Origin of the sequence: Haloferax sp. Q22 (assembly GCF_001482285.1) — an archaeon.
Taxonomy (GTDB): domain Archaea; phylum Halobacteriota; class Halobacteria; order Halobacteriales; family Haloferacaceae; genus Haloferax.
Genome location: NZ_LOEP01000017.1, coordinates 77,404 through 97,355, shown reverse-complemented (window position 1 = coordinate 97,355; position 19,952 = coordinate 77,404). Strand labels below are relative to the sequence as shown.

At 65.9% G+C, this 19,952-nt stretch carries 16 protein-coding genes; 8 read left to right on the top strand and 8 right to left on the bottom strand.

Annotated elements, in window-relative coordinates; genetic code table 11:
• Positions 1-290 precede the first annotated feature (290 nt).
• The 4 genes from AM590_RS07755 to AM590_RS07740 all read left to right on the top strand — a co-directional run bounded on the left by AM590_RS07755 (position 291) and on the right by AM590_RS07740 (position 4,283).
• Positions 291-581, top strand: a complete 291-nt coding sequence (locus tag AM590_RS07755) for a hypothetical protein (protein WP_058826965.1) — start codon at positions 291-293, stop codon at positions 579-581.
• Between the two features lie 173 nt (positions 582-754).
• Positions 755-3,010, top strand: coding sequence for an NADP-dependent malic enzyme (locus AM590_RS07750; protein ID WP_058826964.1), 2,256 nt, complete (start codon positions 755-757; stop codon positions 3,008-3,010).
• A 97-nt stretch (positions 3,011-3,107) separates the two neighbouring features.
• Complete coding sequence (locus AM590_RS07745; RefSeq protein WP_058826963.1) at positions 3,108-3,305, top strand: hypothetical protein; 198 nt, start codon at positions 3,108-3,110, stop codon at positions 3,303-3,305.
• 78 nt (positions 3,306-3,383) lie between these two features.
• Positions 3,384-4,283 (top strand): universal stress protein, encoded by a 900-nt coding sequence (locus AM590_RS07740; protein WP_058826962.1) that lies wholly within the window; start codon positions 3,384-3,386, stop codon positions 4,281-4,283.
• Positions 4,284-4,343: 60 nt separating this feature from the next.
• Here the strand turns inward: AM590_RS07740 and AM590_RS07735 are convergent, their stop codons facing one another.
• The 5 genes from AM590_RS07735 to AM590_RS07715 form a co-directional block, all read right to left on the bottom strand.
• A complete protein-coding gene (locus AM590_RS07735; protein ID WP_058826961.1) occupies positions 4,344-5,378 on the bottom strand; it encodes a sodium:calcium antiporter in 1,035 nt (344 codons plus the stop codon).
• A gap of 95 nt (positions 5,379-5,473) precedes the next feature.
• Positions 5,474-6,922 carry a phosphomethylpyrimidine synthase ThiC gene (gene thiC, locus AM590_RS07730; RefSeq protein WP_058826960.1) on the bottom strand — a complete coding sequence of 483 codons (1,449 nt, stop codon included), beginning with the start codon at positions 6,920-6,922 and terminating at the stop codon, positions 5,474-5,476.
• 82 nt (positions 6,923-7,004) lie between these two features.
• Positions 7,005-7,430: an EamA family transporter gene (locus tag AM590_RS07725; RefSeq protein ID WP_058826959.1), complete on the bottom strand. Its 426-nt coding sequence runs from the start codon at positions 7,428-7,430 to the stop codon at positions 7,005-7,007.
• A gap of 169 nt (positions 7,431-7,599) precedes the next feature.
• Positions 7,600-11,313 carry a glycoside hydrolase family 97 catalytic domain-containing protein gene (locus AM590_RS07720; protein WP_058826958.1) on the bottom strand — a complete coding sequence of 1,238 codons (3,714 nt, stop codon included), beginning with the start codon at positions 11,311-11,313 and terminating at the stop codon, positions 7,600-7,602.
• A 149-nt stretch (positions 11,314-11,462) separates the two neighbouring features.
• Positions 11,463-12,620, bottom strand: a complete 1,158-nt coding sequence (locus AM590_RS07715) for a multicopper oxidase domain-containing protein (RefSeq protein WP_058826957.1) — start codon at positions 12,618-12,620, stop codon at positions 11,463-11,465.
• Positions 12,621-12,878: 258 nt separating this feature from the next.
• Here AM590_RS07715 and AM590_RS07710 point away from each other — a divergent pair, with 258 nt between their 5' ends.
• Positions 12,879-13,247 carry a helix-turn-helix domain-containing protein gene (locus AM590_RS07710; protein ID WP_058826956.1) on the top strand — a complete coding sequence of 123 codons (369 nt, stop codon included), beginning with the start codon at positions 12,879-12,881 and terminating at the stop codon, positions 13,245-13,247.
• 3 nt (positions 13,248-13,250) lie between these two features.
• Here the strand turns inward: AM590_RS07710 and AM590_RS07705 are convergent, their stop codons facing one another.
• Positions 13,251-13,889 (bottom strand): helix-turn-helix domain-containing protein, encoded by a 639-nt coding sequence (locus AM590_RS07705; protein WP_058826955.1) that lies wholly within the window; start codon positions 13,887-13,889, stop codon positions 13,251-13,253.
• Positions 13,890-14,045: 156 nt separating this feature from the next.
• On the opposite strand from AM590_RS07705, the gene AM590_RS07700 reads away from it, so the two are divergent.
• Positions 14,046-15,140 carry a halocyanin domain-containing protein gene (locus AM590_RS07700; RefSeq protein ID WP_058826954.1) on the top strand — a complete coding sequence of 365 codons (1,095 nt, stop codon included), beginning with the start codon at positions 14,046-14,048 and terminating at the stop codon, positions 15,138-15,140.
• A gap of 65 nt (positions 15,141-15,205) precedes the next feature.
• Here AM590_RS07700 and AM590_RS07695 read toward each other — a convergent pair whose 3' ends face one another.
• A complete protein-coding gene (locus AM590_RS07695; protein WP_058826953.1) occupies positions 15,206-15,403 on the bottom strand; it encodes a XapX domain-containing protein in 198 nt (65 codons plus the stop codon).
• A 202-nt stretch (positions 15,404-15,605) separates the two neighbouring features.
• Here AM590_RS07695 and AM590_RS07690 point away from each other — a divergent pair, with 202 nt between their 5' ends.
• Entirely contained in the window at positions 15,606-16,232 is a 627-nt protein-coding gene (locus AM590_RS07690; RefSeq protein WP_172795773.1) for a hypothetical protein, read from the top strand.
• A gap of 60 nt (positions 16,233-16,292) precedes the next feature.
• Here the strand turns inward: AM590_RS07690 and AM590_RS07685 are convergent, their stop codons facing one another.
• Positions 16,293-16,613: a CGCGG family rSAM-modified RiPP protein gene (locus tag AM590_RS07685; RefSeq protein ID WP_058826952.1), complete on the bottom strand. Its 321-nt coding sequence runs from the start codon at positions 16,611-16,613 to the stop codon at positions 16,293-16,295.
• A gap of 119 nt (positions 16,614-16,732) precedes the next feature.
• Between AM590_RS07685 and AM590_RS07680 the strand changes: the two genes are divergently transcribed.
• Positions 16,733-19,015 (top strand): nitric-oxide reductase large subunit, encoded by a 2,283-nt coding sequence (locus tag AM590_RS07680; protein WP_058826951.1) that lies wholly within the window; start codon positions 16,733-16,735, stop codon positions 19,013-19,015.
• Positions 19,016-19,952: the final 937 nt, after the last annotated feature.

The following is a 19,952-nucleotide window of genomic DNA, read 5'->3' as shown; positions in this document are numbered from 1 at the left end:
TCGCGGCGGTGGTTGGTACCGAGCAGCTCGCGTATAAGAGACCCGAACGACGCGTTCAGCGGTTGATCCCAGAACTCAGAGACCGCGTTCCGGTCGTGGCGCGGTAAGCCGACGGCCGGTGACCACACCCGCATCAAACGTATCAACTCATCAGTTAGTTCTGCGAGTTGAGTAATAATTATCACGGTGCTCGTTGGACATATGGCTGGAACTTGAGCAGTACGTCTCCGGAGTATGGGTAGGGAGAGATACTGCATACAGTAATGAAAAATTGTGTGGGTTGTCAACGAATGGCCAAAGAGAGATACGATGCAGGGGAAACCGTACCGTCGACCATCTGTACAGTCGCCGACGACGACGAGGGGCTGACGTTCGGGGCGACAGTCGACGTCGACGAGGGAGAGGTTGCGTTCGCCGTTCCGGTCGAGGTCTACCATGGCTACGGGAGCGCGAAGCATATCTATCCGATCGAACAGGTCGAAGACGTTTCGGACCTGTTCGTAACGAAGAACCACTTCGAGGAGGTGTCCATCGCGGAGAGCGTACAGTTGTACACGATGCCGCACGACTCGCTCCGTTGATTGCGCGGCGCGCGAGTCGGCCCCCGCGTCGACCGCGACCCGCCTCGTTCGGACCCGCCCGCCTTCTCGGCGCGAAAGTCCGGTGCCGAGCCGCCGAATTCTACATGATTATCCATTGGTGTGTCTCTGTCGGAGCGAAGAGTCTACTTACCTGACCGTACCCATCACGAGCAATGACGCTCGAAGACGACGCCCGAGACTACCATCGGCGGCCGCCCGCGGGGAAAGTGGAGATTGCGACGACGAAGCCGACGAACACCCAACGCGACCTGAGCCTGGCGTACTCGCCGGGCGTGGCCGCGCCGTGTCTCGATATCGCCGACGACGAGACGGCGGCCTACGAGTACACGGCGAAGGGCAATCTCGTCGGCGTCGTCTCCAACGGCTCCGCGGTGCTCGGCCTCGGCGACATCGGGGCGCAGGCGTCGAAACCGGTGATGGAAGGCAAGGGCGTGCTGTTCAAGCGCTTCGCCGACATCGACGTGTTCGACGTTGAGTTCGACCACGACGACCCGCAGGCGTTCGTGGAGTCGGTCGCCGCGATGGAGCCGACGTTCGGCGGCATCAACTTGGAGGACATCAAGGCCCCCGAGTGCTTCGAAATCGAGGAGTCCCTGCGCGACCGAATGGACATCCCCGTGTTCCACGACGACCAGCACGGTACGGCCATCATCTCCGGCGCGGCGCTTTTGAACGCCGCCGACATCGCGGACAAGGAGCTGTCGTCGCTGAACGTCACCTTCTCGGGGGCGGGCGCGGCCGCGACGGCGACGGCGCGGTTCTACGTCTCGCTGGGCATCCCCCACGAGAATATCACGCTGTGCGACATCGACGGCGTCCTCTCGGAGTCGCGGGCCGACGCCGGCGACCTCGACGAGTACGCCGAACCGTTCGCCCGCGGCGTCGACGACGGCGACCTCGAAGACGCAATCGAGGGCGCGGACGTGCTCGTCGGCCTCTCGGTCGGCGGCATCGTGAGCCAGGAAATGGTGCGGTCGATGGCCGACAACCCCATCATCTTCGCGATGGCGAACCCGGACCCCGAAATCGCCTACGAGGACGCAAAGGACGCCCGCGACGACACGGTCATCATGGCGACCGGGCGCTCCGACTACCCGAATCAGGTGAACAACGTCCTCGGGTTCCCTTTCATCTTCCGCGGCGCACTTGACGTGCGCGCGACCGAAATCAACGAGGAGATGAAGCGCGCGGCCGCCGAGGCGCTGGCGAACCTCGCCCGACAGGACGTGCCCGACGCGGTCGTCAAGGCCTACGGCGACGGCCCGCTCCAGTTCGGCCCCGACTACCTCATCCCCAAGCCGCTCGACCAACGCGTCCTCTACGAGGTGACGCCCGCCGTCGCCGAGGCGGCCATGGAGAGCGGCGCGGCCCGCCGCGAGCGCGACCTCGACGACTACCGCGAGGAGTTGGAGGCCCGCCTCGGGAAGTCCCGCGAGATGATGCGCGTCGTCCTCAACAAGGCGGCGACGAACCCCAAGCGGGTCGTCCTCGCCGAGGGCGAAGACGAGAAGATGATTCGCGCCGCGAGCCAGTTGGTCGAAGAGGGCATCGCCGAACCTCTCCTCGTCGGCCGGACGAAAGAGATTCTCCGCACCGCCGAGGACCTCGGCCTCGATTTCGACCCGACCATCGCCGACCCCGAAAGCGGCGAGTGGAACCACTACGTCGACCACCTCTACGAGCGCCGCCAGCGCAAGGGCCTCACCCGGACGGAGGCTGCCGAACTCGTGCGGAGCGACTCGAACTACTTCGCCAGCGTGATGGTCGCCATGGACGACGCGGACGCGATGCTGACGGGGCTAACCCACCACTACCCGTCGGCGCTCCGCCCGCCGCTGCAGATTATCGGCACGGCCGACGACGCCGACTACGCGGCCGGCGTCTACATGCTGACGTTCCGGAACCGCGTTATCTTCTGTGCCGACGCGACGGTCAACCTCGACCCCGACGAGAACGTGCTCGCCGAGGTGACGAAACACACCGCCGAACTCGCCCGGCGCTTCAACGTCGAACCCCGCGCGGCGCTCCTCTCGTATTCGGACTTCGGGAGCGTCACGAACGAGGGGACGCGCAAGCCTCGCGACGCGGTCGAACAACTGCACGCCGACCCCGACGTGGACTTCCCGGTGGACGGCGAGATGCAGGCCGACACCGCCCTCGTCGAGGAGATGCTGACCGACAGCTACGACTTCGCGGAGCTCGACGAACCGGCGAACGTCCTCGTGTTCCCGAACCTCGAAGCGGGGAACATCGGTTACAAACTCCTCCAGCGTCTCGGCGGTGCGGAGGCCATCGGCCCGATGCTCGTCGGCATGGACAAACCCGTCCACGTCCTCCAGCGCGGCGACGAAGTCAAAGACATCGTGAACCTCGCGGGCGTCGCGGTGGTCGACGCCCAAGAGGAGTAACGCACGCCGAGCGGCGTCGAGCCGCCTCGGCTGGCCGCGACAGCGACCCCGTCGTGTCAGCACGAGAAATTAAATACGTTCAACCGAGTCAGGGAGTATGGTCGAGTTGGGTACGCACACGTCGGCGTCGGAACGCCGGTTCGCACTCGGGTGGGTCGGGATGGCTATCGTGATGTCACTCGCGGTGGCGGCCATCGATTTCCTCGAACTGCCGTTGCAGACGGTGTACGTGTTCGCAGCGGGCGTAACGCTTCGGGAGGTCATCGGACTGGCGGTCTGGGCACTTCGGCGCTGACGGCGAGGACGCGGTCGACTTCTCACCTCGCGGCGACCACCCTCGTCGCTTTTGTGAGTTCGCCGAGAATATCGAACCATGTTCGACCGACTGCTCTTCCCGACCGACGGGAGTGAGGGCGCCGACGCCGTCCTCGACCACGTCGTCGATATGGCCGACGCCCACGACGCGACCCTCCACCTGCTGCACGTCGCTCCGCCGAAGCCCGAGCGACGCCCGAACCTGCGCGACGAGGGAGACGAAGGCGACGGAGCGGCAGGCGAGCGCCGCCGAACCGATGGCGAGCGGTTCGTGAGCGACGCCGCGGCACGCGCATCCCAGTCCGACGCGGCGGTCGTGACGAGCATCGAACGCGGCGAGCCGTATCGGGTCATCACCGAGTACGCCGCCGAACAGGACGTTGACCTCGTCGTCATGCCGACCCACGGGCGGACGGGGCTGAGCCGCCTGCTCCTCGGGAGCACCACCGAGCGCGTCGTCCGGCGGTCAGACGTGCCCGTACTCACTATCCGACCGGACGCGGCGACCGACCTCGCGTACCCCTACGCCGACGTGCTGACGCCCACGGACGGGAGCGCCTGTGCGACCGCGGCGGTCACGTTCGGCAGCGAGTTGGCGGCGGCGACCGACGCCGCGCTCCACGCGGTCTCGGTCGTCAACGTCGCCGCCTTCGGCGCGGACATCCGCGGGCCGCTCCTCATCGACGAACTCGAAGAGCGGGCGAGCGACGCGGTCGAACAAGCGGGCGACGTGGCGGCCGCCGCGGGCGTCGAGACGGTCCGCGAGTCCGTCGGCCGCGACGTGTCGATTCACCACGGCATCCTCGCGTACATCGACGAACACGACGTTGACCTCGTAGTGATGGGCACCCACGGCCACACGGGCTTCGACCGATACATGCTCGGGAGCGTCGCCGAGAAACTGGTCCGGACCTCGCCGGTGCCGGTGGTGACGGTCAGAGAGCCACGAGACGAGTAGGTCGGGGCGTCGGGCGTCGGCCCGCAGTCGGCGGCGGCGGACGCCGGCCGCTTCCGCCCGTCAGTTCCGAAGCAGGCTCGTGACGCCCGCGGTCTCGGCGATAATCCACCCGACGAAGACGAGATACGCCGCGCCGAGCGCGTAGCACTCCAGCCGCGAGAGCGACAGGTCAGTTCGGAGCAGGCCGAACAGCAGGACGGTCGCCAGCGTCAGCACGCCCAGCATGGGGACGGCGACGGCGAAGTCGACCGGGACGCTTCCGACGATGAGGACGCCCACGGGGATGGCGACCAGCAGGTCGAACGTGTTCGACCCGAGGACGTTGCCGAGGCTCGTCGCGCTGTTGCCGTCGGCGGCCGAGCGGACGCTGACGAGCGTGTCGGGGAGGCTCGTCGCAGCGGCGACGATAGTGACCCCCGCGAGGAACGTCGGGACGCCGAACGTCCCGCTGAGCGATTCGACGCTCCCGACCAGTTGCTCGACGCCGATGAGAATGACGAGGAGGCCGCCGAGCAGGCGCGCCCACTCCCGGCCGATGCCGTCGGCGACGCCCGCCTCCTCGCTTTCGTACTCCGAAACGTCCTGCCACTGGATGAACAGGTAGAGCCCGTAGAGAAGCAGGGGAATGAGCGCTACCGGGCGGGTGAGCTCCCCCGTCAGCGCCGAGCCGTCGGGCGCGGGGAAGTAGATGACTGCCAGCGAGAAGGTGACAACGAGCGTGGCGACGGCGACCATGTAGAACTGGGCTTCCTTGTAGACGACGAGCCGACTCGTTTCGAGGTCGCCGTCGGTGGCGAGCCCCGACAGCGCCGGAATCACGAGGATGTTGAAGATGGCCGAGCCGACGATTGCGCCGACGCCCATATCGAAGACGCCCGCGGTGGCGGCGATGGCGACGCTGGCGAACTCGGGAAAGCTCGACCCGAGGGCGACGATGATTGAGCCTTGGACGACCGCGGGAAGCCCGTAGTACGCCGCGAGGTGGTCGGCGGACTCTTCGAGCCAGCCGCTGCCGACCCAGATGACCCCGGTCGTCAGGAGAATCACGACGACGTTCGCGAGCGGCGACGACGGGACGAGACTGCCGAGGACCATTGGTACTCCCTTTCAGCGACGCGGAAAAAGAACCCACCGACACGGGGTGGTCGCGCGCAACGGGTTCGGCCAGTGGCCCGTTGCGTCGTCGGCTGTCAGTCGTCGCCGTGGGCCGACTCGGGCGTGAACGTGACGCCGCCGATTTCGATTTCGTCGGGGACGCGGTCGGTGTCGTGCGCGCCGACCGGAGGGAGGTTCGCGTCGGCCGCGGGCGACGCGTCGAGGTCGGTCGCGGTCGCGATTGTCTCCATATCGCCGTCAGCCTCGCGCGCGTCTTGGTCGATGCGCATCGAACAGAACTCGACGCCGCACATCGAGCAGAAGCGCGCCTCTTTGTAGTTGTCACCGGGGAGCGTCTGGTCGTGGTACGACCGCGCCCGCTCGGGGTCGAGCGCGAGGTCGAACTGCCGCGTCCAGTCGAACTCGTAGCGGGCCTCCGAGAGTGCGTCGTCCCAGTCGCGCGCGCCGGGGAGGTCGTTCGCAACGTCGGCCGCGTGAGCGGCGATTCGGTAGGCTGCGAGCCCCTCGCGCACGTCCTCGCGGTCGGGAAGCCCGAGGTGTTCTTTCGGCGTGACGTAACACAGCATCGCCGCGCCGGCGCGGCCCGCCTCGGTCGCGCCGATGGCGCTCGTGATGTGGTCGTAGCCCGGTGCCACGTCGGTGACGAGCGGCCCGAGGACGTAGAACGGCGCGCCGTCGCAGACGTCCTGCTGGCGTTCGACGTTCTCGGCGATTTGGTCCATCGGGACGTGGCCGGGGCCCTCGACCATCACCTGCACGCCGTAGTCCCACGCGGTTTGCGTGAGTTCGCCCAGCGTGTCGAGTTCGGCGAACTGCGCGTCGTCGCCGGCGTCGGCCAGACAGCCGGGTCGGAGGCCGTCGCCGAGCGAGAACGTCACGTCGTGCTCGGCGAAGATGTCGCAGATGTCCTCGAACGCGACGTACAGCGGGTTCTGCTCGCCGTTTTCTTCCATCCACTGGGCGAGGATGGAGCCGCCGCGGGAGACGATGCCCGTCTTCCGGCCGTCGGTAAGCGGGAGGTGCTCCATCAGCACGCCCGCGTGAATCGTCATGTAGTCGACGCCCTGCTCGGCCTGTTTCTCGATGACGTCGAGGAGCAGGTCACGGGTGATCTCTTCGGGGCTATCGACGCGCTTGACCGCCTCGTAGATGGGGACGGTACCGATGGGGACCGGCGAGTACGCGACGTTCGCCTCTCGAATCTCGTCGAGGTTCGACCCCGTCGAGAGGTCCATCACCGTGTCCGCGCCGTAGTGGACCGCGGTGTGGAGCTTCTCCAACTCTTCTGTGAGGTCGCTCGTCGTCTCGCTGTTGCCGATGTTCGCGTTGACCTTCGTGGCGAACTCGCGGCCGATGACCATCGGGTCGAGCGAGTCGTGATTCCGGTTCGCGGGGATGACCGCCTGCCCCTCGGCGACCTGCTTCCTGACGAACTCGGGGTCGCGGTGCTCGCGCTCTGCGACGCGTTCCATCGCAGGGGTGACGCGTCCCTCTCGGGCGTGTTGGAGTTGCGTTGACGCCATTGATTACCTAGTGATACAACTAGCTAATAACAGTTGTGACAGCCGCGGGTCGCACGACTCCGCCGAGAGAGCGTCCGCCGACTTACTGGGTGACCAAGACGATTCCGACGACCGCGAACGCGATTCCCGTGAGTTTCGTGAGTGTGACGTTCTCTCCGAGAACGAGTATTCCGAGGACGGCCGCGACGACGAAGTACATCGCACCGAGCGTGGAGACGACTGTCGTCGACCCACGCGTGAACCCGATGTACATCGAGATGAGACCGATCCCGGTGAACAACCCGGCCACGCCGGCGAGTAGTCCCCCTCTCGCCGTGACTGTGAGCGATGCGTCTGAAACGATGATGAAGCCGAACGCGAGAAGCGCCGCGACGAGATACGAGATCGCGGCGGCGGTCCTCGGGTCGATGGACTCCGACGCGGCGTTGCCTACAATGATCCAAATCCCCCACGTCACCATCGTAATCAGGCCGAACAACACAGCCGAGTCCATCTCAGGGAGTCCCATCGCCGGCGCTTCCCCCGCGAATCAAAAGAAATCGGACCTCCATTATCGTCGGTGTATATATGGGGTGGATAGACGTGTTCGGAGAACTGGACGTTGAGGCGCACCGTTTGGGGGCGTTCGGACAATTTCGACAGCCTGAGCGAGAGTCACGTCAGGCCGCCGCGCCGACCTACTCCAGCGGGACGAACGGAATCGTCGCGCGCTGACCGGCGGCGTAGTCGAGGACCGAGGACTGCGACCGCCCGTCGGGCGTGACGAGGTCGGCGAGGAGCGGCGCGGCGTCGACCGCGCCCGCCTTCGCGCCGCCGAAGATGTACTCGCCGGCCGTCTCCGCGACTGGGCGGAGCGACCCCCGGTCTTCGGACTGGACCGCGGCGACGACTTCGAGGTCGGCGGCGTCGACGCCGTCGAAGGCGGCCCGGTCGAGCGTCAGCGTGACGGTGTTCGCGTCGGTATCGACCGCCTCGCCGAGCGTGACCGCGCTCCCCTCGGCATCGGTGAGCGCCGCGCCGGTTGCGTCGACGGCGCTCTTGGTGAAGCCGCTGAGTTCGAGGCGGTAGTGCCACGGCGCGTCGAACGTCACGTTCGCCCCGAGGTCGTCGAGGCTCTCGTCAGTCCCGCCCTGCAGTTCGGGGTCGCGCACCCACAGGAGGAACAACTGCGGCGAGAAGCCCCGACTGCTCCCGAAGGCGTTGTAGAGGTTCTCCACCTCGAAGCTGAACTGGTATCGGCTCGGCGTCTGTTCGACCGTGACCGACCGGAGGTCGAACGCCCCGTCTTCGAAGGCCGCGTTCGTCGGATAGACGTACCCGCCGGGGCCGTGGTCGTCTCCAGACGGGTCGGCGAGGTCGGCGACCGTCTCGGGCGGCCTCACCGCCACCGTCTCGTCGGCCAGCGTCTCGCCGTCCGCCGTCACGACGGTGACCTCGTACTCGCCGGGCGTCTCGATTGTGTACGAGAGCTCGTCCCGCGCGTCGGTCGTCCCCGGTCCGAACCGCACGTTCGAGGTCGCGGCGAGGTCGCCGTCGACGACGAGACGGATGGTCGTCCCGCCGATGTAATCGCCGTCGTTCGACCCCGTCGCGGTCACGAACGACTCGCCGACGAACGGGTCGTCGCGCACCTCGACTGCGACCTCCTGTTCGGGTCGCCGGTACCGCGGCAGTCGCGCGAGGTCGTCGTTCGTGGCCGGCCGGAGTCGCATCGCGGTGCCGCCGGTCTCGACCATCGACGCGAGGACGGTCGTGTCCGCGGTGACGATTGCCTCGTCGACGCGGACGGCGTCGAGGTTCGAGTCGTACGCCGCGTCGATGCCGTCGGAGTAGAGTTCGAGGACGTACGCTCCCTTGGTGTGACCGCGGCCGTTCGACCCGCCGTGGCCGCCGTTCCGGTTCTTGGTGTGGCCCTTGCGTTCGCCCGGTGCGTCGTCGAGGAAGTCCAACGGCACATCGAGGGCGCGGCCGTTTCCGTCGGTCATCGCGCCGACGAACCACTCGTCGTCGTGCTGTCGCGCGACCACCGAGTACGAGCCGATTTCGGCGTCGATGACGCGGGTGTCGCTCCACGGTCCGGCCGGGACCGACTCGACGAAGTCGAAGGCGTCGACGGTCGGGCCGAGCGTCGGGTCCGTCTCCGGGTCCGGCATTGGCTCGCCGGTCCGCGTGACGGCGACGGAATCGAGGTTGAATCCGCCCGTGTCGCCATCGCCGAGTCGAACCGCGAGCTCGTTGTCGCCCGCCGACAGCGACACCGGCGTCGAAACCGCGTTCCAGTCGTCCCAGTAGTCGGTCGGCGGAAGCGTCACCTGTCCCTGCTCGCTCCCGTCGACCAGCACCGTGGCGGTTCGCGGCGTCCCCTCGGGGACGGCGTTGTTCTCCCCGTCGCTGGCGTACCGGAGGTGGAGGTCGTACGTCGCGTCTTCGGCCACGCTCTCGACGGTCCACGAGAGCCCTGCGCCGGCGTCGACGGTGTTGGGGTCGACCGGGACGTACCGGCCTCCCTGCGCGCCCGCCCACCGCGCAGCGGTCGAAACGCCCGCTAAGTCCGCGTACTCGGCCTGCGCCACGTCGCCGACGCCGACCGTGGCGCTCCGGTCGGCGAGGTACGAACTCGGGAGGTCGGCGACCATCTGGAGGCCGCTGAAGTACGTCGGATACATCGCCAGTTGTTTGGCTCGCGTCGTCTCGATGCCTCCGGACCCGGAGTCGGTGTCGAAGATTCCGGGGGTGTACTCGACGGGGCCGCCGAGCATCCGGGTGAAGGGGAACGTCACGTGGTGGGAGGGGTCGACGTAGCCGAAGGCGTCGTACTCCTGTCCGAGGACGCCCTCGCGGGTCATGACGTTGGGGAAGGTCCGCCGTTCGCCGGTCGGCTTGAGCGGCTCGTGGACCTCCAGCATCTGCCGGTGTTTGGCCGCCTCGCGGTAGACTAACCGGTGGTGGTTCACGAGCGGTTGGCAGTGGTGGTTGTACGTCTCCCCGTCGATGGTGACGCCGCTGTCCGCGACGTACCCCGTCTTTATCGAGTTGATGCCGAGGTCGTCGTAGAAGGCGAACGGACTCGACTCGCCCGTGAGTTGCGACTCGTAGTTCGAGACGTTGCCCGCGGTCTCGTTGTGGGCGGTCATCGCCACCGGCGGGTCGAGACTGCGGCCGTACGCCGCCACCGCCTCGATGTCGAAATCGGGGTAGGGCTCGTCGAAGTCCATCGCGCTGCCGTCACCGGGATAAGTGCGCCAGCCCTCGTTCCACCCCTCCACGAGGACGCTTGGAACGCCGTGTTCGCTGGCGAAGTCCATGTACCGCTTCATGCGCTTCGTCTGCGCCCCGTGGTTTCCGGTCTGCGGACCCTGATACTGCCAGTCGGCGCGCCCGGTTATCATGAGCCACCAGACGCCGAGGAACTTCTGCGGTTCTATCCAGTCGGTCCCCTGCGGGAAGTCCGCGGGGTCGCGCGGCTCGTTGAGATTCACGACGAGCGTCGATTCGACGAGGTCGCCGGGACTCGACCCGACCTGCAGCGTCCGCCACGGCGTCGCGTGCGGCGCGCTCGCGGTCACTTTCGTCCCGTCGGGAAGCGGCGCGAGCGTCGAGCGGAAGGTGGTCGCCCCCGCCGAGACGGGTTCGACCGCCATCGCCGCGTAATCGACGAGGCTCGCCTCGTGGACGCTCAGATAGAGGTCGTCGTCGGCTCGCATCGTCATTGGGGTGTGCGCGCCGCCGAACGAACTCTCGTCGCCGATGTCGCTCAGCGGGGTCCGATCGTGGGCGTACTCGTAGCTGTTGAAGTCGTTTTCCACCCACCACGTGGTGAAGTCGCCGGCGAACGCGAACTCCGTTCGCTCGCTCGTGACGACGAAGTCGCCGAAGCCGGACGCCTCGGGAAAGACGTAGCGGAGACCGATGCCGTCGTCGAAGGCGCGGATTGCGACCGTGACGGTTCGCTCCGGCGCGGTGGTCTCCGCGAGACCGACGCGGAGTTCGTTGTAGTGCTCGCGAATCTCGTCGTACTGCCCCCACACGGGCGACCAGCGCTCGTCGACCGTCGACCGCTCGGTACCGGTGACGGCGAGGTCGGTCCCGAACGCCGGCTGGTCCGCGAACTCGAAGCCGAGCGCCGACGGTTCGACGACGGGTCGGCCGTCGGACGTGACCGCGTAGGTCGGCGTCCCGTTCGAGACGTCGACCCGGACGACGAGTGAGCCGTCGGGTGACGAGACTGTTTGTACGGGGCCGTCGTCGTCGTTCGAGACGGTGGCGGCGACCCCGTCGGGAACGTCGAGTGTGTACGACGTCGCCGCGGCCAACGACGTGAGACCACCGAGGAACTGTCTCCTACTGAACTCCGACTCGTCAGAGCTTGTATGAGATTGTTCATCAAACATTCTGAGAAAATTGTTATTCTATAACGAATAAAAATCTTATTGCCGCCTCGATAGTTGACACTCGCGGGGCGACTCGAACGCGGGCGGTCACTCTGAAGCAGTCGCGAGAAGACGGAGACGCGCGTGAGCGCCGCGACGACCCGACTCGTTCAGCCCTCGTAGCCGGCGTACTCCATCAGCTTCGCGAAGATGTCGGTGTCCATCGCCTCCTTGTAGACGACGCCGCCGAGCATGCCGCCGGGGTAGAAGTTCCCGTTCATGACGTGGTTGACCTTGTGGCAGTGCATGAGGTAGATGCCGGGTTGGGCGTCAGCCGTGAACTCTATCGTGTGGCGCTCTGCGGGCGCGATGTTCGTCACGTCCATGTCGTGGCGGGCGGCCTCGGGGACGACGCCACCGTCCTTTTCGACGACTTGGAAGCGGTGGTTGTGGATGTGCATCGGGTGGCTCATGTAGCCCGCGTTGACGTAGTGAATGCGGACGGTGTCGCCCTGTTCGACGATGATGGGCGAGCCGTCTTCGGGGTGGAGCGTCCGCGGCGCGCTCTTCCCGTTGACGGTGAACACGTCCGGCTTCCGGTTCCGGGGGTCGTAGCTCACGTTCTCGCCGGCCATCTGCCGAGGGAGCCGCGAGTCCCAGTCGCGGACGGTCATGAAGTACTCCCTGTCGGCCGGTTCGTACCCCTTCGGGTCGACGCGGAGGATACCGTACATCCCCATCTCGATGTGCCGGTGGGTCTGGTAGTGGCAGTGGTAGAGGTGCGTCCCGGGGACGTTCGCCGGGATGGTGTAGGTGTGTTTCTCGCCGGGGTCGACGCGGATGCCCGTCGTCGTCGGCACGCCGTCGTCCTTCCAGGCCTTGCGGACGCCGTGGAAGTGGACCGTGTGCGGGCGCATCCCGTCGGTGTTGTCGAGCGTGACTTCCATGTCGTTGCCCTCGGTCGTCCGGAGAATCGGCCCGGGGACGCTCGGTTCGCCGTCGTCGGCGCTGAACGCCCACACCTGCGGGAGTTCGACGGGCCCGCCCATCGTTTCGAGGGGGTGGGCCGCGTGGCGCGCCGGCGCGCTCTTGAGGGTGACTTTCCCGCCCTGCTCGTCGACCTGCACGACCTCCGGCGGACTGGTGTACGGCAGCGCCGACTCGCTCGTCTGGGCGACCGTCGTCTCGTCCGCGCCGACGGCGGCGTTACCGTCGCCGTTCGTGGGCGCTGCGCACCCCGCGAGGCCGAGCGCTCCGACGCTCCCCGTTGCGGCGAGGAATTCGCGACGCGACACCGTCGAACCGGGTGCACCGACGTAGTTGCTCATTACAGTCGGTCGTTGGCCCGGGGGAATGGAATACCGTCTCGCCGGTTCCCGCCAGTCAGGAGTTCTCCGAACATGTTCGGCGCGGTCGATACGTACCGGGCGGGGCAACGGTCGAACCGGGCGTGCCAGTTCGAATCGACGGCCATCGGTTCGACTGCACCGACGCTGGCACCCCGCGACTTTCATACGTCCCGGTGGCGTATCGGGAGCAGAACCGATGGCGCGCAGGTCGCCGCCGAGTAACCCACTCTCACGCAGATGTCGACGAATCCACTCTCTGACGCGCTCGAACCGGACTTCGAGACGGTGTTCGACGCCCTCACTAGTTCACAGTGCCGGACCGTGCTCAAGCGGCTCGACGGGCCGATGACCGCCTCGGACATCGCCGCCGCGTGCGACCTCCCGCGCTCGACGGTGTACCGGAAGCTCGAACAGATGGTCGAGGCGGGGCTCTTGGAGAAACGCGACCGCGGCCGCGACGCCGCCCGCTACGCGCTCGGCTTCGAAGAGGTGGTCGTGACGCGCGAACCGGGCGACCTCTCGCTTTCCGTGTCGTCGCCGTCGCGGTCGGCCTCGGACCAACTCTCGACGATGTGGTCGGCCGTCAGCGACCAGACCGACGACTGAGGGCTAGATCGTCGCGTCGTCTCGCGTGAGAAACGCCTTCATGACTTTCCCTTCCGCCCGGTGGAGCTTCTCGCTCGTCGTCGATTTCGCCAGCCCGACGGCCTCGGCGAGCCCGGTGAGCGTGCACGTCCGTGGCGTGTCGTAGTAGCCCTCAGCGACCGCCGTTTCGAGGAGGGCGTACTGGTCGTCGGTGAGCAGCGATTCCGTGTCTATCGACTGATGGATTGAGACGAGGTCGAACGGGATACCGAACTGGGTGAGCTGTTCGCCCAGCTCCGAGAGGTTCTCCCGCGGCGCGGTCACCTCGACTGTCACCTCGCTGTCGACGATGGTGATAGGCAGTTCCAGCGGAATTCCCACCTCGCTGAGCGTGAGAATCAACAGCGGTTCGGTCGTCTCGAACTGCACCAGCGCGCGCTCCGGCTGGGCTTCGAGAATCGTCACCGAGACGACCGAGTCGTACTCGTCGATGGTGGTGACGACCGGCTCGATGTCGGCCGCCCGTATCTCGACGAGGCCGACACCCGTCTCGTCGGCCGGCATCGCCGCGAGGACGGTGAACTCGGCGTCCGGATAGCGGCCCGAGAGGTCGGAAACCCAGACCTGCTCGGGGAGCGTGATGGAGAGTGTTGCCCGGGGCATCGGTAGTGAAACGAAGTCGTCCCCGACGGACAAAGGTAGTTCCGAACATGTTCGGCCCTCGGCCGCGTTTCGGGAACCAGCGAGGCGGGTTTTTCACCGGGCCACCGACGGTCGAGTGTCGAGCGGGGCGGGCCCACCGCCTCGCCGCACTCAATCATGAGTTCGAACGATCCCACATCTCCGACGCTCGGCCGGCGAACCGTACTTCGACTCCTCGGCGGCGCGGCCGTCTCCACCACCGCGCTGGGAGGCGTCGCCGACTCCGTGCGAGCGCAGTCGGGGACCGACCTCGACTCGTGGTTCGCACAGACCTCGAACTACGAGGGGGTGGTGGACGAGACGGGGAGTTCGACGGTGACGGTGACGGTGGGCGCGCAGGCAAACGGCGGGGCGTTCGGATTCGGCCCGGCCGCCGTTCGCGTCGACCCCGGGACGACCGTCGTCTGGGAGTGGAACGGCAAGGGCGGGTCGCACAACGTCGCCGCCAGCGACGGGAGCTTCGAGTCCAAACTCGTCGGCGACAGCGGCCACACGTTCGAACACACGTTCGACGCGGCGGGCGTCTACAAATACGTCTGTACGCCGCACAAGACCCTCGGGATGAAGGGCGCAATCGTCGTCGGCGACGCCGGCGGCGCGACCGCGACCGAGGCGGCCGACTCGACCGGCGAGAGCGAGTCGGAGTCCACCGAGAGCGCCGGCGAGGGTGACGTTGACCTCGACGCGTGGTTCGAGAACACCTCGAACTTCGACGGCGTCGAGGCGCAGACCGGCCTCCAGCGCGTGACGGTCGAGGTCGGGTCGCAGGCCAACGGCGGGGCGTTCGGCTTCGGTCCCGCGGCGATTCGCGTCTCGAAGGGGACGACCGTCGCGTGGACGTGGACCGGCGAGGGCGGGTCGCACAACGTCGTCGCCGAGGACGGGAGCTTCGAGTCCGACCTCGTCAGCGCCGGCGACCACACGTTCGAACACACCTTCGACGAGGCCGGGACGTACACCTACGCCTGCACGCCCCACGAGACGCTCGGCATGAAGGGCGCGGTCGTCGTCACCGACGACGAAGGCGGGTCGAACGCGCAGGTCGCCGAGCCGTTCGGCGACCCCGAAGCGGAGCGCCTCGGCGGCATCGCGCTGGCCGGGACGTTCGGCGCGATGCTGGCGTCGCCCGCGCTGTTCGGCGCGTTCATGTGGCTCAAAGGCGAAGGCGGCGAGTCGGCGGGCGAGACGTATCCGAAGGGGGAGTCGGAGTAAGTCGTCCGCGGGAGGAGTCGGGGGGTTTCAGTGTCGGGCCGAACTGTTTTTCTCGAACTGCGCGCTCAGAACAGCGACGCGAGCACTCCCGAGATATCAACGTGGAACCCCAACCGCTGGATTCCCTTGTATCCAAGGTAAATTCCCACGATACCCAAGATTCCGGCGAGGTTGGGCGGGGCCGGAATCGGTGTTTCTATCAGGCCGAACAGGGCTCCGGCGAAGACGCCTGCCAGCAGGGCCAAAACGAGTTGCGAGGCCATGGGCGAGTCATTCGCGTTCCCCGATAAATAGGTACAGTATCGACGCGAGCGCGGCGACCGCCGCCGCAACAACCAGGTCGCGGTCGACAGTGTGCCGGGGTTGTGACCGGACGACAGCGAACAGAACTGGGACGCTGCCGAAGCACCCACAGCCGTGTCACCGGTCCAGAACATTGTTACTGCCGCCAACGTGTTGACAACTATGCGCCGTCGCGTGTTCCTTGCGTCCGCCCTGACCGCCGCCTCCACCCTGACCGCAGGATGTAGCTCTCTCGGCCCGCAAACCGAACACACGGACCCGGTGGTCGAGCCCGACGACAACCCCCGAGACAGGGGGAAATACCTCCAGTTCGACGGGGACGGAGACGACGGAGACCTCGCCACCGTGGGCGTCGACCCCACGTCCGGGCCCCTCCCGAGACCGCTCGCCGTCTCGATTTCACACTCTCGCGACACCGAACTCCGGTCGCTCACACAGCGCTTTACGGCACCCGACGGTGACGGGTCCCCGCCGCGACTCTCGCTACGGGGGCCGTTCGAGGGTGGCCGCAGACCTCACCCGTCTGTGTCGCTGTTCCGAGACGAGACGGCCGCAGTCGTCGAAGTCCATCGGTTCGGCGAACTCGCCGACGAGACCGCGTTTCTCAACCTCGCGGTCACCGAATGGCCGGAATCGGCCCGCAGGCTCGCCGTCGACAGTACCGTGGAACTCGTCGAGACGGGGGTTTTCGAGCACACGCACGTCCTCGACGGCGAACTGGCGTTCGAGTTCTTCGCCGAGACGGATGCCGGCGACGGAACCGCTGAAACCCCGGACTCGTCGGGGTAGCTAGCCACCGGCTCGCCGCGAGTGCAGGCACCGGTCTGGACGTTCGAGACCGAGATGCGGCTACCCGACGAACACCCGCGTCACGTGCCCGCCACAACCGCATTGCTCGACGTACTCGTACGCCACGCCGTCGAACCGTTCCATGAGCGCGTCGTACAGGTACGTCTCCGGATGGCCGTGGTCGCCGTGAGTGACGAGGTTGACGTGGTGACCGGCGGTGGTGTGTTCGACCGCGGCGACCGCCTCCGCAACCACGAGGTCGCGGTCGGCGGCGTGCCGCGGGAGTTCGAGGTTCGCCGACCACGAGGTGTCGTGGACGCGGTCGGTCGCCGAGTCGGGCGTTTCGTGGTCGTGGTCGGCGGGTCGCGAGTCGGTCGTCATGACGATTCGAAGAACGGCTTCCGGCTCAAAGAGCGGCTATCCGAACATGTTCGTCCGGGCTGTTCGAGGTCGGGAACCGGCGCGTGTAGCCTATAGGAGGCGTGTGAACCACGACCTGTATGGAGATTCAACGCAAGACCATCGCGAAGGCAATCGTCGTGGTGTTCGTCTTCAACCTCGTCGTGATGGGTGCGGGCGCGTGGTTCGCCTACCAGGAGGCCCCGCCCATCCCCGACGAGGTGGTCGGACCCGACGGCGACGTCGTCGTCAGCGGCGACGTGATTCGAGAGGGCAAGACGGTGTTCCAGAAAGACGGCCTGATGAACCACGGGTCGATACTGGGCAACGGCGCGTACTACGGCGCGGACTACACCGCCGACGCGCTGGATTTGAAAGTCCAGTTCATGCGGAACTACTACGCCCAAGAGCGGTACGGTGAACCCTACGACGAACTCGACTCCGCCGACCAAGCGGCAGTCGCCGACGTGGTGAAATCCGACCTCGACGACAGCTACGAGGGCGGCGCGATACAGTACACCGCGGCCGAGGTGTACGCCCACGAGCAGGTTCGACAGGAATACGTCGAGCGCTACCACGAGGGCGACCACGAGCGCGGCGTGCCCGTGAACATGATCGACTCCGAAGAGGAGGCGCGGGCGTTCGCAGACTTCGCCATGTGGACGGCGTGGTTCTCCCACACCGACCGTCCCGACGGCACCCACTCGTACACGAACGACTGGCCGTACCAGCCCGGCGCGGGGAACGACGCCACCGCCGCCTCGATGACGTGGAGCGTCATCGCCATGGTGCTTCTCGTCGCGGGGGCGGGCCTCGGCATCTGGCTGTACAAGTCGGTCGAACTCCCCGAGCCATCGGCCGAGGATATCACGGTGCCCGAACCGGGTGACGTGAGCGTCTTCCCGAGCCAGCGGGCGGCGCTCCGGTTCATCCCGGTCGCCGCAGGGTTGTTCTTGGCGCAGGTGCTGTTGGGCGGCCTGCTCGCACACTTCTACATCGAGCGCGCCGGCTTCTTCGGCATCGAGTCGCTATTTGGCGTGCCCATCCTGCAACTGCTGCCGTTCGCCATCGCCAAGACGTGGCACATCGACCTCGGCATCCTCTGGATCGCCGCGACGTGGCTCGGCGCGGGGCTGTTCCTCCCGCCGCTTCTGACCGGCTACGAGCCGCCGAAGCAGTCGACGTACATCAACGTCCTCCTCGGCGCTATCGTGGTCGTCGTGGTCGGCGGCATGTCGGGCATCTGGCTGGGTGCGAACGGCTACATCGACGGCTCGCTGTGGTGGATTATCGGCAACGAGGGGCTCGAATACCTCGAAGTCGGCAAGCTCTGGCAGTTCGGAATCCTCGCCGGCTTCCTCATCTGGGCGGCGCTGGCCGTTCGCGGCCTGAAGCCGCTTCTCGACAAGGAGCCGCCGTACGGGCTGGCGCACATGATTCTGTACGCCGGCGGCTCTATCGCCCTCCTGTTCACCGCGGGCTTTCTCTTCACCCCCGAGACGAACATCGCCGTCACGGAGTTCTGGCGCTGGTGGGTCGTCCACATGTGGGTCGAGGGGGCCTTCGAGTTCTTCATCGTCGCCATCGTCGGCCTGACGCTGGTGTCGATGAACCTCCTGTCGCGCCGGAGCGCCGAGAAGGCGGTCATGCTCCAGGCGTTGCTCGTCATGGGGACGGGCATCATCGGCGTCTCGCACCACTACTGGTGGGTCGGCATGCCCGACATGTGGGTGCCCATCGGGAGCGTCTTCTCGACGCTCGAACTGATCCCGCTGGTGTTCATCCTCTACGAGGCGCTCGGGCAGTACCGCGCGATGTCGGGCGAGTCGTTCCCGTACCGCCTACCGTTCATGTTCATCGTCGCCAGCGGCGTCTGGAACTTCGTCGGCGCGGGCGTGCTCGGCTTCTTCATCAACCTCCCGCTCATCAACTACTACGAGCACGGGACGTACCTGACGGTCGGCCACGCCCACGCCGCGATGTTCGGCGCGTTCGGCTTCCTCGCGCTCGGCATGGTCACCTACATGCTCCAGCTCTCCATCGACGCCGAGCGCTGGGACGGCTCGTGGCTGCGCGCCGCCTTCTGGTGTTGGAACGTCGGCCTCGTGTTGATGGTGTTCGTCTCCGTCCTTCCGGTCGGCTTCCTCCAGTTGGAGACGGCGTTCACCGGGAGCTACGCCGCCGCCCGCAGCGTCGCCTTCTACAACCAGCCGCTGATTCAGACGCTGTTCTGGGCGCGGCTCCCCGGCGACACCCTCATCATCCTCGGGACGGTCATCTACGCGGCCGACCTCGTCAGAAAGCGGTTCGTCCTCCGGCAGTCCGCCGACGACCCGAGCGTCGAGGACATGGCCGTCGCCGAGGGCATCCTGGGCGACGACTAACGGGCGCGGCTCTGTCGAGCCGCCTATTTTCTGCTAGCTTTTCGAAGTCGTGCTGAGTAGCGAGCGCGAGTCGGTCTCTGGCCAGCTCTCATCTGACGAGATACGAAGCGATAGACAACCCCACAAAACTTATCAAATATTTGTTAGTGTTCTAATTCATGGATGTGGTTCTTACTAATCTAATCTGGCTCGTCGTGTTTCCGGCTGCTATCGTTACTGGGTCTTTCTATACAATACAGCGCTTGCTGAGGAGGTTGCTACAAAACCGAAGTATCGACAGTAATCGAATTGGTGTCGCTGTGTTTGTAATTAGTGTCTACTTCCTCGGACATCCACTGTATCCTTCTTTGGTCCCTCTCATTAGAGCTTCAACTCCGTGGCTGTTCTCAGTTGGAGGTGTCTACTTTACTCTTGGATTATTTTCGTTTGTACATCAGCGATACCCATACTGCTCTGCCATCGGATGTTGGCTTGCATCGCTGGTTGGAGTTGTGGTCGCTCTCCTTGCTGCGAATAGACTTCAATTCTCTGCAGTTCTTCGTCTCCTCGGTTCCAATAGTATCGAGATTTCGCTATACTTGTCCCTTTCACTCGCAGCAATGTTCCCTGTGGGTTATGTTTCTCGGCAGAGTAGTCGTAAGCCGATTATTCTCTCTCATCTACTCGTGTTCTCGGTATATGTGCTTGCGTTAGTCAACTCAATTCCACTGACAGAGCGAGTGCGAGGTCCAGCAGCGCTCGTATTCATTGTATTTGGCGTTATCGGGGTTCTGCTTGGAATACCACTATACGTTCTCGGTGACACGCTGACCCCCAGTTCGCTCGGATGACCAACTCGCACGTGATTTCCTCGGTCTATTCACCCACTTCGGTGCGAAACGAAGGATAGCGAATTACTGCATACAGCCTCTGTCTGTGTCACACCACCCCATCAGAT

Excerpts from the sequence above, each read along its gene's own strand:
- AM590_RS07755 (WP_058826965.1), top strand. The coding sequence starts at position 291 with ATGGCCAAAGAGAGATACGATGCAGGGGAAACCGTACCGTCGACCATC.
- AM590_RS07750 (WP_058826964.1), top strand. The coding sequence starts at position 755 with ATGACGCTCGAAGACGACGCCCGAGACTACCATCGGCGGCCGCCCGCG.
- AM590_RS07745 (WP_058826963.1), top strand. The coding sequence starts at position 3,108 with ATGGTCGAGTTGGGTACGCACACGTCGGCGTCGGAACGCCGGTTCGCA.
- AM590_RS07740 (WP_058826962.1), top strand. The coding sequence starts at position 3,384 with ATGTTCGACCGACTGCTCTTCCCGACCGACGGGAGTGAGGGCGCCGAC.
- AM590_RS07735 (WP_058826961.1), bottom strand. The coding sequence starts at position 5,378 with ATGGTCCTCGGCAGTCTCGTCCCGTCGTCGCCGCTCGCGAACGTCGTC.
- thiC (WP_058826960.1), bottom strand. The coding sequence starts at position 6,922 with ATGGCGTCAACGCAACTCCAACACGCCCGAGAGGGACGCGTCACCCCT.
- AM590_RS07725 (WP_058826959.1), bottom strand. The coding sequence starts at position 7,430 with ATGGGACTCCCTGAGATGGACTCGGCTGTGTTGTTCGGCCTGATTACG.
- AM590_RS07720 (WP_058826958.1), bottom strand. The coding sequence starts at position 11,313 with ATGTTTGATGAACAATCTCATACAAGCTCTGACGAGTCGGAGTTCAGT.
- AM590_RS07715 (WP_058826957.1), bottom strand. The coding sequence starts at position 12,620 with ATGAGCAACTACGTCGGTGCACCCGGTTCGACGGTGTCGCGTCGCGAA.
- AM590_RS07710 (WP_058826956.1), top strand. The coding sequence starts at position 12,879 with ATGTCGACGAATCCACTCTCTGACGCGCTCGAACCGGACTTCGAGACG.
- AM590_RS07705 (WP_058826955.1), bottom strand. The coding sequence starts at position 13,889 with ATGCCCCGGGCAACACTCTCCATCACGCTCCCCGAGCAGGTCTGGGTT.
- AM590_RS07700 (WP_058826954.1), top strand. The coding sequence starts at position 14,046 with ATGAGTTCGAACGATCCCACATCTCCGACGCTCGGCCGGCGAACCGTA.
- AM590_RS07695 (WP_058826953.1), bottom strand. The coding sequence starts at position 15,403 with ATGGCCTCGCAACTCGTTTTGGCCCTGCTGGCAGGCGTCTTCGCCGGA.
- AM590_RS07690 (WP_172795773.1), top strand. The coding sequence starts at position 15,606 with ATGCGCCGTCGCGTGTTCCTTGCGTCCGCCCTGACCGCCGCCTCCACC.
- AM590_RS07685 (WP_058826952.1), bottom strand. The coding sequence starts at position 16,613 with ATGACGACCGACTCGCGACCCGCCGACCACGACCACGAAACGCCCGAC.
- AM590_RS07680 (WP_058826951.1), top strand. The coding sequence starts at position 16,733 with ATGGAGATTCAACGCAAGACCATCGCGAAGGCAATCGTCGTGGTGTTC.